Raw genomic sequence first — 15667 nt, 5'->3', positions numbered from 1 at the left:
CCACGAGCAATATTCTCTCGATAGCTGGTATTTCAGTGGAGCTTAATTAATCGCTCCGTACGTTACGACAAACTAGGGCAGGATACCCTATGTTTAGGGGTTAATTTACTTTTTTATCAGAAGGGATATTTTGGGTTTTGCCGAATCATGTGTAATAGGAGTATTAGGAAAAAGGTGGTAGAAAATGTTGCTTGCCACTGATGAAATTCTCAGGTCGGTGCCCGAAGTTTCCCTTAGAGAACATTTTTTGAATGTCATGAATTCTTATGTTAAGTCTAAAAGCGAGCCGTTCAATGGACATGCGCTGGGAACTTTAATGAGAAAAACGATTCCAGAGGATCTACAACGCCTACCTTTCATCGATGAACGATACCAGGTTGAGGGTTCTGTAGGTATGCGCAACTGGACGAATATTCCTTGGATTGCGATCATGGATCGGAGAATAATGGAAATAACTAAGCGTGAGGAATATGTTCGCTATCTCTTCTCAGAGAACATGGAGTCGGTGTACTTGACCATTCAGCTTGGAATTACGGAGCCCTTGGATGAAAAAAAAAGGAACGGTGGTAACCAAGACGCTCAAAACAGGATCCAAGCCTTAAAAAGCATGCTTGCACGAGAGCCACGCTATGATCGACATAACATGCCGGACAATCTGATTCTAATCGAAGATTTAAGTCAAGCAATTAAGAGTTATAAACAGTATGTAGAAAGAGTACTAGCAAAGGAGTCCCCAGCTTCGGAGATGTCTGAAGAGACTGTTCAGAGTGACGAGGTCGAGAGAATTAAACCGATCATTGTATCTCCCAAGCAGCGGATCGAGGAAATTAAGAAGTATATTAGAGGTAGGGGCTTCTCATACCCGGCGGAAAGTATTGAGAACCTGTATTTAGCTCTAAAAACCAAGCCTTTTGTGATTCTAGCTGGTATTTCAGGGACAGGTAAGACTAAGTTGGTGAAGCTTTTTGCCGAGGCAAGTGGTGCTACGGAGGAGAATGGGCAATATTGTCTCATTCCAGTGCGGCCAGATTGGAGCGATCCTTCAGATCTGCTGGGTTATACGGATTTAGCGGGAAACTTTCGACCAGCTAAGTTTACGAGATTGTTAGCTCGAGCTTCACAACTGGAAAATAGGGACAAGCCTTATTTCGTCTGTTTGGATGAGCTTAATTTAGCGCGGGTGGAACACTATTTTAGTGATCTCCTTAGCGTTATGGAAACCAGACGCTGGAATGAGGAGGGGATCATGACGGACTCCGTACTATCCCTTGATGATAAAGATGTCGTATTCCAGGAAGAGTATCAGAAGCTGGCTCTGCCAGATAATGTTTACCTGATCGGGACGGTAAATATGGATGAGACTACGTACCCATTTAGTAAGCGGGTATTAGATAGGGCGCAAATGATTGAATTTAGTCAGATTGATCTGGGTCGTTTTCCGGAACGTCGGTTAGATGAGGAAGGGGATAAGCGGTTAGTCGGTTTGGCAAGTGGTCCGATCAACAATTCTTTTTTTCGAAGTGATTATCTTACGCTTCAGGATGCCAATCTCGAAAACGATGTCCTGATTCGGCGGAGTACAGGACGGCTGATCGAGGTTAATCAAATTCTGGAGGGGATCTATGCTCAGGTCGGGTTTCGGGTACGTGACGAAGTCAACTTTTACCTTCTCTATAACGACCGATACGCCCTGATGGCTGAAGAGCAAGCTTTTGACCTTCAGCTTTTGCAAAAGATTTTACCACGCTTGCAAGGAAGTAGTTCCTCCATGAAGAGGGTGCTTATCCAATTAATGTTCTTCGCCCTAGGTGAATCTAAAAATCCTGAGGAAATGATGGAAGATGCGTCAGCTCTTTATCTGCCTTGGCAAGGAAACGGAGTTTTTATCAAGGCAAAATTTCCCTTGAGTAGCCGTAAATTAGCGTATATGTTGCGGAGGTTTGAGGAAGATGGTTTCACCTCATTCTGGCTTTCTTAAAGAAAGGATCGGTTTACGAGTCGAGACAGAGCTGCAAGATATTCTTGCTTTAGGTTCCCTAAGAGGTCAATCGGAAGCCTGGATAAAGGTGTTAGAGCATTTAATAGCTACCGTAAACCGTATTCAATCTGGATTATGTCCTCCTTTAAAGAAGGGAAATACCGTTAGGAATGCTGCGCGAGTCAAAAAAATTGGACGAGAGAGTTTGAAGTTTCTAGCGAAAAAACCACAATATCTTAAAAAGGATCTAAAATCTGGCTTCATTCGGGTCGACACAGATTATTATCGCCCGGCTCTACTGATCGATCCCAAACCTGAAAAGGACTATGATACGCTGGAAAATCGATTTCTGCGCGGAATTCTTACCAGGATCAGACAAGCAGTATGCCTAAAAAAGGGTTCTCTTCGTGAACTGGGGAGGGCGTATGATCCCAACTTACGTAAACGCTTAGAAAATCTGGAGGGGCAATTAGATTGTTGTCTTAAGGCAAATTTTTGGACAGATGTCAGTGAAATACGGCAAATGTCTGTGAATCAGGTTTTGCAGATGTCTCCAAGTTATCAGGATATCTACCGCTGTTATTTAGTCTTAATCAAATGTTAGATTTAAAAAAAAGTGCTTTTCACCCCTAAAGTTAGTGTGAAAGGCACTTTTCACTATCCCTAATAAATACTGAGTTTTCTTTTTTCAACTTTCGTTGAACGAGTTCATTTGGACAATTGTCAGCAAGTATGCTTAAGGAATATTATACCATATACCCTGAAGGGAGGGGTAATTTGTGGTATTGAGTGAATCCAAAAAAGTCGAAGAGATGAACTATTTTGAACTGTTGGCATGGCTTGGTATCGGCAGTTCGCATCCGGGAGGCTTTCCGGCGACCCAACAGAATTTAAACGCATTGCAAGTGAAGAAGGAAGACTATGTGCTGGACGCTGGGTGTGGGACGGGTCTTACGGTTTGTCATTTGGCTAAAACGGTTGGCTGCAGAATCATGGGAATTGATATTAATCCTCAAATGATTGAAAAAGCGTGCCAAAGAGCAGAGCAAGAGAGAGTTTCTCATCTCGTGGAATTTAGAGTAGCCGATGTCTATAAGTTGCCGTTTGAGGAGAATTGTTTTGATAAGGTCATAGCTGAATCGATCACGGTCTTTTTAGATAAAGTTAGAGTATACCGAGAATTTTATCGAGTGTTGAAGCCTGAGGGAAGTGTGGCAGATCTAGAAATGGCCCTTTTAGGGAAATTACCTGCTAATCTTAAACAGCAGTTGGCAGAGTGCTTTGGATCCGGCACTGACCCGTTGTCCTTCAAAGATTGGCAGGAGGCTTTATCACAAGCCGGATTTTTAGATGTCGAAATCAAAAATCCCCAGCGCTTGAGGAATAATGGCAATGTGATCCTAAAAGCGCTCAAAAAGGATTGGATGCTGATCAAAGATCTTACGCATAAAGTCGCAAATCAACCAGGGTTAGTGACTAGATTGAAGAAAAATGCTGATTTCATGAAACGAAACCAGAGCTACTTTGGCTTTGGTCTTGTCCATGGGCGAAAACCAACTACCCCACCTCCTCCAGAAAAATTAGGTGTTAAAGGTTGGATTGGGCAGGTATTTAGTAATTTTCTGCGCCATCGTAAGAACATCTTTTTGCAAAAATCGTAAAGAAGTTGAATCCCTTAGCATTGGTCGATGAAGGGTACCCTCAAGGTACCCTTTGCCAACGGGGAATATTTAGCCTTACAAAGAAATCATTGTAATTTTCAATTATAGGTAATATAATAGATGAGTATCCGGTAATTAACGCAATGAAGCTTTTTTGAGAGATTTTTATCTCAGAGAAAGCTTTTTTTATTACCGGGGCTGGGAGGTGAGCTGGGACCTATATACCATGTTCATTTTTTAGTAAGCAAGACTCGTACCTATCAACTATTAGAGAAAAAAAGGAGGAGATTTAGAAATGAATTCTAAACGAAGAAGTGCTGTTTTGGTCGCTTTGCTAGTATCCTTTCTACTCGTAATCACTGGCTGCGGCAACAAACCCACCGCTACACCAGCACCAGCAGAAGTTAAGAAGGAAGAAGTTAAGAAGGAAAAATTCAAGGTAGCCTATGTTTATGTTGGACCAGTCGGTGACGCGGGCTGGAGTTATGCTCATGACCAAGGTCGTAAATACCTTGTTGACAAAATTCCCGATGTTGAAACAACCATTATTGAGTCAGTTCCTGAGGGTGCGGATTCTGAGCGCGTAATTACTCAACTGGCTGAAAAGGGCAATAAAGTCATCTTTACGACCAGTTTTGGTTATATGGATCCCACCATCAATGTAGCTAAAAAATACCCTGATGTTGTATTTATGCATAACTCAGGTTATAAAACCTCTGAAAATGTGGGTACTTATTTCGGCCGCATTTACCAGGCACGATATCTTACGGGTATCGTAGCAGGTAAAACCACTAAGAGTAACACCATCGGTTATGTAGCGGCTATGCCGATTCCAGAAGTTATCCGAGGTATCAACGCCTTTACTCAAGGGGTACGCTCTGTTAACCCTGCTGCTAAAGTAAAAGTAGTTTGGACTAATACTTGGTATGACCCTGCTATGGAAAAGGATGCTGCTAAGAGTCTGCTGACAGCTGGAGCTGACGTTATTGCTCAGCACCAGGATACTCCTGGACCTATGCAAGCTGCAGAAGAGGCAGGTAAATTTGGTGTAGGTTATAATATGGATATGTCCAAAATGGCTCCCAAGGCTGTGCTGACCTCTGCAGTTTGGAACTGGGGTCCTTACTATGTGAAAACTGTTGAAGCAGTCCGTAACAAAACTTGGAAAAATGATCAATACTGGGGTCCAATGAGCGATGGTATTGTTGACATTGCTCCATACGGCCCTATGGTAGCAGACGATACTAAGAAATTAGTGACTGAAGCGAAAGATAAGATCTTGGCTAAGAAGTGGGATGTCTTCACAGGTCCAATCAAGGATCAAAAGGGAGAAGTAAAAGTTCCTGCAGGTCAAGTCATGTCGGATAAAGATATGCTTTCCTTCAACTGGTTTGTTGAAGGGGTAGACGGTACAATTCCTAAGTAACAGTTGAAACTAAATTACTCATTATATGGTAGTTATGAATTCAGAAATTACGCTTTGAAGTTGCTATAGGTGGCCTCAAAGCGTAATTTCCTACTATAAAAGAGAATTTCTTGAGGGATAATTAGCCGGAACCAGGTTTGTGAATTGAATTGAGGGAGACAGACTGTATGAATCAAGCACTAATTCAATTACAGGGAATCGTTAAAAAGTTTCCAGGTGTCCTAGCCAATGATCACGTGGACCTTGACATTAATCCAGGAGAAATTCATGCTATTTTAGGAGAAAATGGGTCTGGGAAAAGCACTCTAATGTCCGTGTTGGCAGGTCTGTATAGGCCAGATGGTGGAAAGATCTTAGTAAATGGGGTTGAACAAAAGTTCCGTTCCCCTAGAGATGCTATAGCCTGCGGTATCGGTATGGTTCATCAACACTTTAAATTAGTAGAGCCCTTTACTGTGGCAGAAAATATTACCTTAGGTGAACAGGGGAGTTCCTTTCTGCTTGCCAACAAAGAACTTAAAGCTAGCATCAATGAGCTTGGGAAAAAATACGGTCTCGAAATCAATTTGAACGCTAAAGTATGGCAGCTTTCCGTAGGCGAAAAACAGCGAGTAGAGATCGTCCGCATGCTCTATCGCGGTTCCAAAGTATTGATATTGGATGAACCCACGGCTGTGCTTACCCCTCAGGAAGCCAGTGAACTCTTTGAAAATCTGCGCAGAATGGCCTCTGCAGGATGTGCTGTAGTTGTCATTACTCATAAATTGAATGAAGTTGAGGCGATCGCAGATCGGGTTACCGTGTTGCGACTTGGAAAGTTAGCTGGTGTATTAGAACAAGGCCAGATCAATGCCAAAGAGATGGTCCGCTTAATGGTTGGCAGGGCTGTGGCCTCGAAGTATGAGCGAGACTCTTCTCCTGTAGGTGGGGTCGTACTAGAACTAAATAAGGTAAAGGCCTTCAACGATATGGGGCTTCCCTGTTTGCGTGAAATCTCCCTTTCTGTAAACGAAGGGGAAATTCTCGGTTTAGCGGGTGTGTCCGGCAACGGACAACGAGAAATGGCGGAAGTCATCGCTGGCTTGCGCCGAGTTGAGGGCGGTAAAGTCCTCCTGAACGACCGGGATATCAGCAACCTCTCCCCTCGTACGATTATTGACCTAGGTGTTGCCTATGTGCCTGAAGATCGCCTAGGTATGGGACTAGTACCGGAGCTAAATGCCTTAGAGAACCTTATTCTGAAAAATTATCATCAACCTGAGTACTCGGGGCGTTGGTTGTTAAAATCCCAGGCAATAGAGCGTAATGCTGAAACTCTAGTTAAGCAGTACCAAGTCAAAATATCCAGCTTGCGTCAGCCTGTCAGGGTACTGTCAGGTGGTAATTTACAAAAGTTGTTATTGGCTAGGGAGATTTCTAGTTCTCCCAAATTGATGGTAGTAATTTACCCGGCACGGGGATTAGATATCGGGGCCACTGAGGCAGTTCATAAATTACTGCTGGAATTAAAGACACGTAAAACCGCGATCTTGCTGATTTCCGAGGACCTTGAAGAAATATTCAAATTAGCCGACCGGGTTGGGGTAGTGTTTGATGGTCAGCTAACCGGGGACTTTCCCATTGAACAAGCTGACTTGGAGGAAGTGGGACTCTTGATGACAGGTTCCTGCTCGGCCAGAAAGGATGATGGACGATGAACCGGCTCACATTTAAACTAGAAAAACGCTTAACACCTTCGCCGGTGATGGTTTTTATCATCCCTTTAATATCCGTGCTGTTGGCCCTTTTGTTGGGGGCAATCTTCTTGGCCCTGACCGGGGAAAAACCACTGACTGTGTATAAGATTATGTTTGAAGACAGTTTGGGTTCAAAATATGGACTAACGGAGACCATGGTAAAAGCTATTCCGTTGATGTTAACCTCATTGGGTGTTTCATTGGCGTTTAAGATGAAGCTGTGGAACATTGGTGCGGAAGGGCAGCTCTATATGGGGGCAATGGGGGCAACCTGGCTGGCCTTAACCTTCCCCACTCTACCTGTATATCTTATGTTGCCGGGAATGGTTGTCGTTGGGATGATCGCAGGGGGACTGTGGGCCCTTTTGACGGCTATTCCGAGAGCTATTTGGAAGGTCAATGAAATCATTACGACCTTAATGCTAAATTATGTAGCAATCCTATGGGTAGACTATTTAGTCTATGGTCCATGGAGAGATCCCAAGGGTTCGAATTTTCCCATAACTGCATCCTTTGCGGAGGCTGCTAGGTTACCGGGTTTGGGCGATTCCCGCATTCACACAGGGTTGTTCTTTGCTTTGGCTTTGGCAGTTATCCTAGCCATAGTTTTCAAATATTCCCGCTGGGGATATAGCATTAACGTAATTGGTTCAAGTGAGCGGGCAGCGCGTTATGCTGGTATGAATATCAAACGCAATATTTTGTTGGTGATGTTTCTCAGTGGCGCAATTGCCGGATTAGCGGGTATGGCAGAAGTCAGTGGCATTATTGGCAAGCTGCAACATGGAATCAGCCCAGGGTACGGCTACACAGCGATTATTGTGGCATGGCTCAGTAAACTTAACCCCTTAGCGATCCTGATTGTCTCGGTGTTGTTTGGGGCATTGCAAGTGGGAGGATACGCAGTTCAAGTGGAGGGTGTGCCTGCCGCCGTCGCGACAATGTTACAGGGCGCGATTCTTTTCTTTGTCCTCGGTGGTGAAATTCTTACCAACTATCGAGTGAAACTGTTCGACCCGAAAGGAGAGGAATTGAGCAAGTGAGCATTCAAGAATTCTTAATCCCTTTATTGGCAGCTGCAGTGATTGCTGGTACGCCGATCCTCTATGCTGCCTTGGGTGAACTAATCACTGAACGAGCAGGAATCATCAATCTGGGTGTAGAAGGAATTATGTTAGTGGGTGCCGTGTCTGGGTTTATGGCTGCAGTCACTGTAGGCAACCCCTGGATTGGTCTGCTGGCTGCCATGCTGGCAGGTGGAGCAGTGGCCCTCATTCATGCTTTTTTAACCATTACCTTACGGGCTAATCAAGTTGTTAGTGGCTTAGCTTTAACTATTTTTGGGACTGGGCTAAGCGGCTACCTTGGTAAAGCTTATATCGGAATACCGGTTGAAAATCCTTTTTCCCCGGTGCCTCTTGGCCCCTTGGCTGATATCCCGTTCATCGGCCCCATTTTCTTTCAGCATGATGCTTTAGTTTATATCAGCTATGTACTAGTCGTTGTAATATGGTATTACATGTATCACACCAGGCCCGGGCTAAACCTCAGAGCTTTAGGGGAGAATCCGGCAGCTATGGATGCCCTTGGTTTAAACGTTTTTTATTTAAGATATCTCTATGTTGTGGCAGGAGGCGCCTTAGGAGGTGTAGGGGGAGCTTACTTATCCCTAGCCTATGCCCCCAGTTGGTTGGAAAACATGACGGCAGGCCGAGGCTGGATTGCGGTGGCTCTGGTTATCTTTGCTCTGTGGAATCCTTGGCGAGCTTTGATGGGTGCCTACTTGTTTGGGGGAATTGATGCTCTTGGTTTCCGCCTTCAAGTTTTGGGTATTCAAATGTCACCTTTTTTCTTGAAAATGTTGCCTTATTTATTTACCGTCCTAATCTTAGTATTTGTGGTTGCTCGTTACAAAGGACGCTTGTCCACGCCTGGAGCTTTGGGTCTATCTTATGACCGAGAGGAAAGGTAGGCAATACAGTTTATAATTTGTTTATAATCTGTTTATACAAATTTAAGATTATTAGTTTAGAATATTACTATAAAAGAAAAAAATGATGAAAAATGAAGAGGTAAAGCCCAGACGTGGGCTTTACCTCTTCATTTTTATTCTATTCAGCATATCTAGGTTCAATCGCGAGGTAGGGGATTTGTATAATAATTATAAATCCCTTTAAAGATAGCGGCTGAGACGTTCTTCCGAAATGTTGGGTTTTGTAACCTTGCTTCTTCATAGGGGTTCGAAATAAAAGCGGTCTCAATCAAGATGGATGGCATGGTAGTATGTTTCAAAACATAAAATCCTGCTTCTTTAACTCCACGATCAGTAGTTTTGAGGGTGTCGATCAGAGCAGTTTGAACGCTGCTGGCTAGTTGTAGGCTTTCATTTTGCCTAGGGTTATCCCTCGAATAAAACGTTGAGGTGCCTTGAATTGTAGGTATGGTAAACGAATCATTGTGTATGGAGATAAAGAGGTCAGCATTACAGGAGTTGGCTAAAACCATTCGGGCTTGAAGGTCTTCAAGTTGAGAATATTTGGTGGCTGGTGAGACATCGGTTGTCCGTGTAAGGATTACTTTCGCGCCAGCTTGTTTTAAGATGTCATTCAAAGCTAGTCCAATGGCTAAGGTATTATTCTTTTCGTAAGTTTGGGTAGGACCCTTTGCTCCGGGATCTGGTCCGCCATGGCCAGGATCTAGAAAAATTGTCTTGCCTGATAGGGCATTGGCAGGGATTCCCTGAAACGGATTGACGAGAACTTCTTTAGAAGGATCATAATCAGTGACTTCGTCTTCAGTTGCAGGCGGCGGATCAGGCTTGGCTAGTTCTGAAGGCAGAGGTGGGAAGTCCCTGAGGTTACTTTGATAGCTTGAAGAAGCTTTACCCTCGATAATGTTTTGCGTATTGAGGCTAATAATGCCTGTCCCTCCTAAAATATAGACAGTTCCATTGACACTGAGATCAAAGGGTGGAGTTGTGGGAGAAGCTGTCGTAGAAATTGTCTTAGGCGTAGAGCTGACCTTGCTCGTGGGGGCAAGCGTCACATAGTCAGCAGAAACCCAGCCTGTTTTTGCTTGGTAGGTTGTTTTATACCATTGACCTTGCTGATCGGTGAGCGCTATCGTCGTATCTTTCGGGATGTTGAGAAGCACTTTTCCTGTCGGGGAGGGGGTTTCTCTGAGGTTTAAGCCCCCTGAAGCGTTGACTATTCCCGTCGATGTGATACTGACATAGTCAGCCGCAATCCAACCTGTTTTAGATTGATAGGTTGTTTTGTACCATTTATCTTGCTTTTCAGTGAGTTCCACCGTTGTCCCTTCCGGTATCATGGCAAGTATTTTACCAGTTGAGGAGGGGGTCTCTCTAAGATTTAAAACTCCGGAAGCAGTGATCTTACCTTTAAGGAGACCTTCTTTACTATCTGGGTTAGAGTCAGAGTCGGGGTTAGGGGTAGGATCCTTTGCTGGTGGTTCAATTTTCATATGTTCACGCATGATAGTGTATACTGAAGGCGGAATATCCATATGTTCGGTCAATAATAGGGGGGCCTTAAATTTTGCAGCAAGGACAGTACCGGCTACTGCATCTGGAAAGGTGATGCCCGAAGCCATGAAAAGATCCGTGGATTGATAGGTGTCTTTCATAAAGGATATGACCTTGGCATTGGTGTCGTAACGGTCCAGACCACCCAAACGTGTTTCTATTATAAAGTTATGTTTAGTTAACTGCTCGGAAGGAACCACAACTTCTCCGCCAATGACGATCAGGTGCTTAGCTACTGTTTCTTTCAAGTGTTCAATTACGGAATTAGGAAAGGTGGTTGAGGTAAGGACGATAGGAATTTGTTGAATGCCGGCATAGGTCGCGGCTGATAAGGCATCGGGAAAATCATCCCCGTTAACAAGAATAAGCGAATTGTTGGCAAGTTTTTTGGCAAGCAGAATGGAGGTTTCATAACGATCAAATCCCCCAATTCGTTCCCATTGGAGCGCAGATTTTTCAAGCTCCTTTTCTATGGTAGGTTTCAGAGTAGCTGTCCCTCCAAGAAGAATAACCTTCTGTGGTTTTAAGCGTTGCAGCTCTAGGACAACACGCGGGTCAATCGAGTCTCCTTTGGTTAGAAGAATCGGAGCATTTAGGCTGACTGCGAATGGGGTTGCGGCAATAGAGTCGGGGTAGTCGGAGTATTCGCATAAGATAACAGTTTGAGCTGATTGCCAGCCTTTTTGAGATATTTTAAGGGCTGTTTCCACCCTGTCTTGTCCAGCTAAACGCTCCGTCTGGTATGCTAAAGGGCTGGCGTAGGTTATAAAAGGCATGCATAGTACGACAGTAAGCGATGTCATGATCGAGAAAAAAAACTTTTTCAGAAGTGTCACCCTTTCAATTAACAAAGTCATGTCGATTATACCATAAAAGCTCATAATTTTGATGAAATTATGGGTTTCATTATTCGAAAGGGACCTTAGTCCTAAGGTGACAGGGGTGGAATAAACGGCAACTACTATGTTGGGTTTCCTGAGTTTTTGGACTCAATAAATTGAGTCTGTGAAGGCTTTCGAGATCTCTAACGAATACATCATTAGAAAGACTAAAATGGCGATTAGAGCGAGATAAGAAATCCCTATTCTTAACCTGAAGCTAGGCTCTACGCTCAGGTATTGGGTAGTGAATGATTTGTGTCGATACATGGTTATGACTTCATAAACCCCAAAGAACAAGATAATGAGCAGTATATAGGCATGCAGTTTCCAGATGAGAACAATAGCCATAACTAAGCCGATCACCCAAATAAAGGGTGAGATTGCCTTGGAAATCCTACCCCCATCTAAGGAGCCAAAGGGAAGAAGATTGAAGAGATTTATTAGGGCACTAGTATAGGCTAGCCCTGCCCAATAATGATTATTTGTTATTAAATAGAGCCATAAACAAACAACCGTTATCAACGCTCCAGCTGCCGGGCCCCCAATGGCTGAGATCGCCTCTTCTCGAACACTTTTAGGAGTGCTCTTCATTTTGATAAACGCCCCAAGAAAAGGAATAAACGTTGGGGTAGAGACATCCAGACCAAGTTTCTTACTCGTTACGTAATGACCCATCTCGTGAACGAAAATGACTCCAACAAAGCCCACTGCAAATAACCAGCCAAATATTTGTGCATAGAGAACGACTGTCAAGCCCATAGTCAAAAAGGTTCCGGCAAATTTAGAAGCTTTGATTAAGGCAAACAGTAACTTGGCAATTAAAGCTAGCTTACTAAAATTTAGTATACCTAGCAAAGCTGTGATCACGATACTCAGGATTGTTTTTGAGTTTCTCTTCTTAGGCTTTTCTACGAGATCGTCAAGACTTTGATTTTCGTCGTGAAGCATTTAGTCCCCTCACTTTCCAAAGGTAAATTACTTAGCCTAGTTTATCATGGTTATTCCCTATTCCATAGAGCTATTATTATTGCAACGAGCTCAGAATTTGCTGTGACGCGAGAGCCATGAAGCGTCCCTAGATTTGTTAAAGAAGAGATTGGAAGAGGACAAAGAGTCTGATATGATAGATTATAAGATCAAAGCGGTGCAGAGGAAATTGAGTATTAAAATTAAAATTTAAGGTGGTAGTTATATGTTTAAGATTACGGAAGATTGCATCGAAAAGAAAACGTTGACAGAGTACTTTAGCTCAGAGTCCCCAAAAGGGACCGCGGAATTTGAACAGCTTATTCAAAAATTCGAATCTGAACCTCAGTATAAATTCCGCATGCGGGACCATGATCAAGAAGTTTACTACATTGGTTATTCTGATGATTGTACTCGCAAGAGTGGCTTCGATCCGCTCGATATGTATGGGGAGTACTATGGTTGCATTGACATCCAATATCTTAATGATAAAGGGGAGTATGAGCGGTTGTAGGAAAAACCTGTCCCTTTTGGCCATAGTTTATAATTTCTTAATGAATTGTTTAGAGAAAGTTATAACAATTCGTTTATACTATATAAAGGGAAACTTACTTAATATGGGCAGTTGGAAATTGTCCAATCACAATTTGCAGTCTTTACTAGGTTATAAGGGAGGGTTTGTATGGAAGGATTAGATTTTTTGATAACGGCCATTGGGTTTTCTGTTTTAGGTTATGTATTATGCTATATGACCCTTTCAGTTAATCGTAAATCCAAGACACAAAACGCAAACTCGGAAAAACCGTTGCAGACTCGAGAACGAACTGTTCAGCATAGACATAGTGCATGATATTTATCCTCGTTTAAGACAGCTACTTTTAAAAGTGGGGGTAGAGTCCTCCTTCGCCGCGAAGTGTTCCTTTTGAGAATAGGCGGCTCGGCGAAACCTATCCTCAGCGCGATCGTATTCGTTAAGGGCCATGCGCTTCGGCGATACTCTATCCTACGCCGGTAAGCATTTCTTTTGGGATCGCGGCTTCGGCGATACTCTCCACTGGAGACTATCGTACTGGAGACTATCGTACTAGAGACTATCGTCACCGGAAGCTTTCGTCACCTAAGTCTCGATGTTCAGCTTTAGCTGAACGAGTTCACTGGTAGAGTATAAAATAACAAGAGGGCGTAGCGAAACTAAGGTTTCTGTTACGTCCTTTTTTATTGAAACGTTTCATGCGCGGAGTAGTGCTCATTCTTTGAATTGATGAAAGCTAGGCCATTTTAATGTATAATGCTAACAAGGTATTATCAAACTCCGTCAAGAAAGCTGCTTTATATTCTTTAATATTGAAGCATTATATAAAGCAAGCCTACTAACTAGGAATATGAGGGATTACAATGTATCCAAGCACTCTAAATTATAAAATGCCTCCGGAATGGACTAGGCATACTCGTACCTTCATTTCATGGCCGATCCAAGCGTCTATGTGTTATCCAGAGGATTATGACGAAGTTTGCCAAGGCTATGCCGGAATTATCCAGGCTATTGCCGAATTTGAATCCGTAACGGTTGTGGTGAATGCTGTGGATTTAGCGAGGCTTGCGCGTTTATTTCAGGATGAACGGATTGATCTTCTTCCTATTGAGCATAACGATGCTTGGCTAAGGGATAATGGGCCTACATTTCTTGTCAATGATACTGGGGACGTGGCAGGGGTTAACTGGAAATTTAATGCCTGGGGTGGCAAATATGCACCATGGGATTTGGACGATCAGGTGGCCGCTGAAATCTTGAAGCATTTTGAGTTGAAACGGTTTGATGCCCCCTTGGTTATGGAAGGGGGTTCTCTTCATGTCGATGGAGAAGGCACGTTACTAACCACGCAAGAGTGCCTCTTAAACCCTAATCGGAATCCGGCCATGACCCGAGAACAGATTGAAGCTGAGTTGAAGAACTTTCTCAATATCCAGAAAGTAGTCTGGCTAAAGAATGGATTAGACGGGGACGAGACGGATGGACATGTGGATAATATTGCTTGTTTTGTTGCTCCTGGAAAGATTCTAATACAGGTTTGTGACGATCCTGAGGATAAAAATTATGTGATCACTCAAGAAAACTTAAAGATCTTAAAGAGTGAAACTGATGCGCTGGGCCGAAAATTAGAAATCATCCCTATCCAGCAACCACCGAGCTTAATTGATTCAGAGACTGGTAAGCGCTTGACCCTGAGTTATCTAAACTTTTACTTTGTTAACGGGGGAATTATTCTGCCTATATTCGGTGGGGAAGCAAAAGATACTGATCTGTTAGCCACTCAGGTACTGGCAGAGCTATTTCCTGAACGACGAATACGCACAGTTAATGGAATGGGGATCATCCGCGAGGGTGGGAATGTGCACTGTACGACTCAACAGATGCCCCGAGGAAGGCGGATTTAAGATGAGAAACATTAAAGTGGCGGCTACTCAGATGGGCTGTATTAATAGCATCGATCAAAACATTGAAAAGGCTGACGCCCTAGTAAGGGAAGCAGCGAATCTGGGTGCACAAATTATCTTGTTACAGGAGCTGTTCGAAACACCGTATTTCTGTCAGAAGGAAAAAGCGGATTATTATTTTTATGCGACAGAACTGGAACAAAATAAGGCTGTCAGGCATTTTCAAGTTGTGGCAAAAGAGCTTCAAGTGGTTTTACCGATCAGCTTCTATGAAAAGAAAAACTATGCGCGATATAATTCGCTGGCGGTTATTGATGCCAGTGGTGAAGTGCTGGGAAAATATCGCAAGAGTCATATTCCAGCTGGTCCGGGATATGAAGAAAAGTTCTACTTCAACCCAGGGGATACAGGGTTTCAGGTCTGGAATACTCGCTTTGGCAAGATCGGGGTAGGGGTCTGCTGGGATCAATGGTATCCAGAAGCCGCACGATGTATGGCGTTAATGGGGGCTGAGCTGCTTTTTTATCCGACAGCGATCGGCTCGGAGCCTCAAGATGGATCGATCGATTCCAAGGAGCATTGGCAAGCTTGTATGTTAGGACATGCTGCAGCTAACCTGATTCCAGTGATTGCCTCGAATCGGGTCGGAGTTGAGGAAGACGAAGAGTCTAAGATCACCTTCTACGGATCCTCCTTTATCGCCGGCCCGCAAGGAAACAAAGTGATAGAGGCTGGTCGTGTGGAAGAAACGGTACTGGTGGCAGAATTTGATTTAGATCTGCTTGAGATACAGCGACTGGAGTGGGGGATCTTCCGGGATCGGCGGCCTGAGCTATATAAAATTATTTCTTCGTATGATGGAGAGTTAACGATTAAGGAGACTCGTTAAGTAGGGCGTGGCTTAAATATGAATAAGACTATTTTTTCCTCTTTTCAAGATTGATGGATTTCGAAGAGGGTGGAGATATAGGGTCGGATCGCCTAAAGATGATGAACAGTCCAACTAGGATCAGAGCGATCGGGGCGAGTAATCCGAAAT

General features: G+C 43.6%; 13 protein-coding genes. 11 read left to right on the top strand and 2 right to left on the bottom strand.

Annotated features, from left to right (window positions below; genetic code table 11):
• The first annotated feature begins 184 nt into the window (after positions 1-184).
• The 7 genes from ACYQ3Q_RS04325 to ACYQ3Q_RS04295 all read left to right on the top strand — a co-directional run bounded on the left by ACYQ3Q_RS04325 (position 185) and on the right by ACYQ3Q_RS04295 (position 8773).
• A complete protein-coding gene (locus ACYQ3Q_RS04325) occupies positions 185-1978 on the top strand; it encodes an McrB family protein (RefSeq protein ID WP_459927422.1) in 1794 nt (597 codons plus the stop codon).
• A complete protein-coding gene (locus ACYQ3Q_RS04320; RefSeq protein ID WP_459927421.1) occupies positions 1950-2582 on the top strand; it encodes a DUF2357 domain-containing protein in 633 nt (210 codons plus the stop codon). Before ACYQ3Q_RS04325 ends, ACYQ3Q_RS04320 begins: the two co-directional genes overlap by 29 nt.
• 208 nt (positions 2583-2790) lie before the next feature.
• Positions 2791-3639: a class I SAM-dependent methyltransferase gene (locus ACYQ3Q_RS04315; protein ID WP_459927579.1), complete on the top strand. Its 849-nt coding sequence runs from the start codon at positions 2791-2793 to the stop codon at positions 3637-3639.
• A 295-nt stretch (positions 3640-3934) separates the two neighbouring features.
• On the top strand, positions 3935-5065 hold the full coding sequence (locus ACYQ3Q_RS04310; RefSeq protein WP_459927420.1) for a BMP family ABC transporter substrate-binding protein: 1131 nt from the start codon (positions 3935-3937) through the stop codon (positions 5063-5065).
• Between the two features lie 167 nt (positions 5066-5232).
• Complete coding sequence (locus ACYQ3Q_RS04305) at positions 5233-6762, top strand: ABC transporter ATP-binding protein (RefSeq protein ID WP_459927419.1); 1530 nt, start codon at positions 5233-5235, stop codon at positions 6760-6762.
• A complete protein-coding gene (locus ACYQ3Q_RS04300) occupies positions 6759-7844 on the top strand; it encodes an ABC transporter permease (RefSeq protein WP_459927418.1) in 1086 nt (361 codons plus the stop codon). Before ACYQ3Q_RS04305 ends, ACYQ3Q_RS04300 begins: the two co-directional genes overlap by 4 nt.
• Complete coding sequence (locus ACYQ3Q_RS04295) at positions 7841-8773, top strand: ABC transporter permease (RefSeq protein ID WP_459927417.1); 933 nt, start codon at positions 7841-7843, stop codon at positions 8771-8773. Before ACYQ3Q_RS04300 ends, ACYQ3Q_RS04295 begins: the two co-directional genes overlap by 4 nt.
• 158 nt (positions 8774-8931) lie before the next feature.
• Here the strand turns inward: ACYQ3Q_RS04295 and ACYQ3Q_RS04290 are convergent, their stop codons facing one another.
• Positions 8932-11148, bottom strand: coding sequence for an N-acetylmuramoyl-L-alanine amidase (locus ACYQ3Q_RS04290; protein WP_459927416.1), 2217 nt, complete (start codon positions 11146-11148; stop codon positions 8932-8934).
• A 186-nt stretch (positions 11149-11334) separates the two neighbouring features.
• Positions 11335-12174 (bottom strand): site-2 protease family protein, encoded by an 840-nt coding sequence (locus ACYQ3Q_RS04285; protein WP_459927415.1) that lies wholly within the window; start codon positions 12172-12174, stop codon positions 11335-11337.
• Between the two features lie 244 nt (positions 12175-12418).
• On the opposite strand from ACYQ3Q_RS04285, the gene ACYQ3Q_RS04280 reads away from it, so the two are divergent.
• The 4 genes from ACYQ3Q_RS04280 to aguB all read left to right on the top strand — a co-directional run bounded on the left by ACYQ3Q_RS04280 (position 12419) and on the right by aguB (position 15517).
• A complete protein-coding gene (locus tag ACYQ3Q_RS04280) occupies positions 12419-12706 on the top strand; it encodes a hypothetical protein (RefSeq protein WP_459927414.1) in 288 nt (95 codons plus the stop codon).
• A 168-nt stretch (positions 12707-12874) separates the two neighbouring features.
• Positions 12875-13042: a hypothetical protein gene (locus tag ACYQ3Q_RS04275; RefSeq protein WP_459927413.1), complete on the top strand. Its 168-nt coding sequence runs from the start codon at positions 12875-12877 to the stop codon at positions 13040-13042.
• A 545-nt stretch (positions 13043-13587) separates the two neighbouring features.
• Positions 13588-14628, top strand: coding sequence for an agmatine deiminase family protein (locus tag ACYQ3Q_RS04270; protein ID WP_459927412.1), 1041 nt, complete (start codon positions 13588-13590; stop codon positions 14626-14628).
• A 1-nt stretch (position 14629) separates the two neighbouring features.
• Positions 14630-15517 (top strand): N-carbamoylputrescine amidase, encoded by an 888-nt coding sequence (gene aguB, locus ACYQ3Q_RS04265; RefSeq protein WP_459927411.1) that lies wholly within the window; start codon positions 14630-14632, stop codon positions 15515-15517.
• The last annotated feature ends 150 nt before the right edge of the window (positions 15518-15667 follow it).

The organism is Desulfosporosinus burensis (genome assembly GCF_054657535.1).
This window is presented reverse-complemented; position numbering and strand designations above follow the sequence as displayed.

Coding starts and splice junctions, on each gene's coding strand:
- ACYQ3Q_RS04305 (WP_459927419.1), top strand. CDS start 5,233: ATGAATCAAGCACTAATTCAATTACAGGGAATCGTTAAAAAGTTTCCA.
- ACYQ3Q_RS04300 (WP_459927418.1), top strand. CDS start 6,759: ATGAACCGGCTCACATTTAAACTAGAAAAACGCTTAACACCTTCGCCG.
- ACYQ3Q_RS04315 (WP_459927579.1), top strand. CDS start 2,791: ATGAACTATTTTGAACTGTTGGCATGGCTTGGTATCGGCAGTTCGCAT.
- ACYQ3Q_RS04280 (WP_459927414.1), top strand. CDS start 12,419: ATGTTTAAGATTACGGAAGATTGCATCGAAAAGAAAACGTTGACAGAG.
- ACYQ3Q_RS04270 (WP_459927412.1), top strand. CDS start 13,588: ATGTATCCAAGCACTCTAAATTATAAAATGCCTCCGGAATGGACTAGG.
- ACYQ3Q_RS04320 (WP_459927421.1), top strand. CDS start 1,950: ATGGTTTCACCTCATTCTGGCTTTCTTAAAGAAAGGATCGGTTTACGA.
- ACYQ3Q_RS04285 (WP_459927415.1), bottom strand. CDS start 12,174: ATGCTTCACGACGAAAATCAAAGTCTTGACGATCTCGTAGAAAAGCCT.
- ACYQ3Q_RS04325 (WP_459927422.1), top strand. CDS start 185: ATGTTGCTTGCCACTGATGAAATTCTCAGGTCGGTGCCCGAAGTTTCC.
- aguB (WP_459927411.1), top strand. CDS start 14,630: ATGAGAAACATTAAAGTGGCGGCTACTCAGATGGGCTGTATTAATAGC.
- ACYQ3Q_RS04275 (WP_459927413.1), top strand. CDS start 12,875: ATGGAAGGATTAGATTTTTTGATAACGGCCATTGGGTTTTCTGTTTTA.
- ACYQ3Q_RS04310 (WP_459927420.1), top strand. CDS start 3,935: ATGAATTCTAAACGAAGAAGTGCTGTTTTGGTCGCTTTGCTAGTATCC.
- ACYQ3Q_RS04290 (WP_459927416.1), bottom strand. CDS start 11,148: ATGACATCGCTTACTGTCGTACTATGCATGCCTTTTATAACCTACGCC.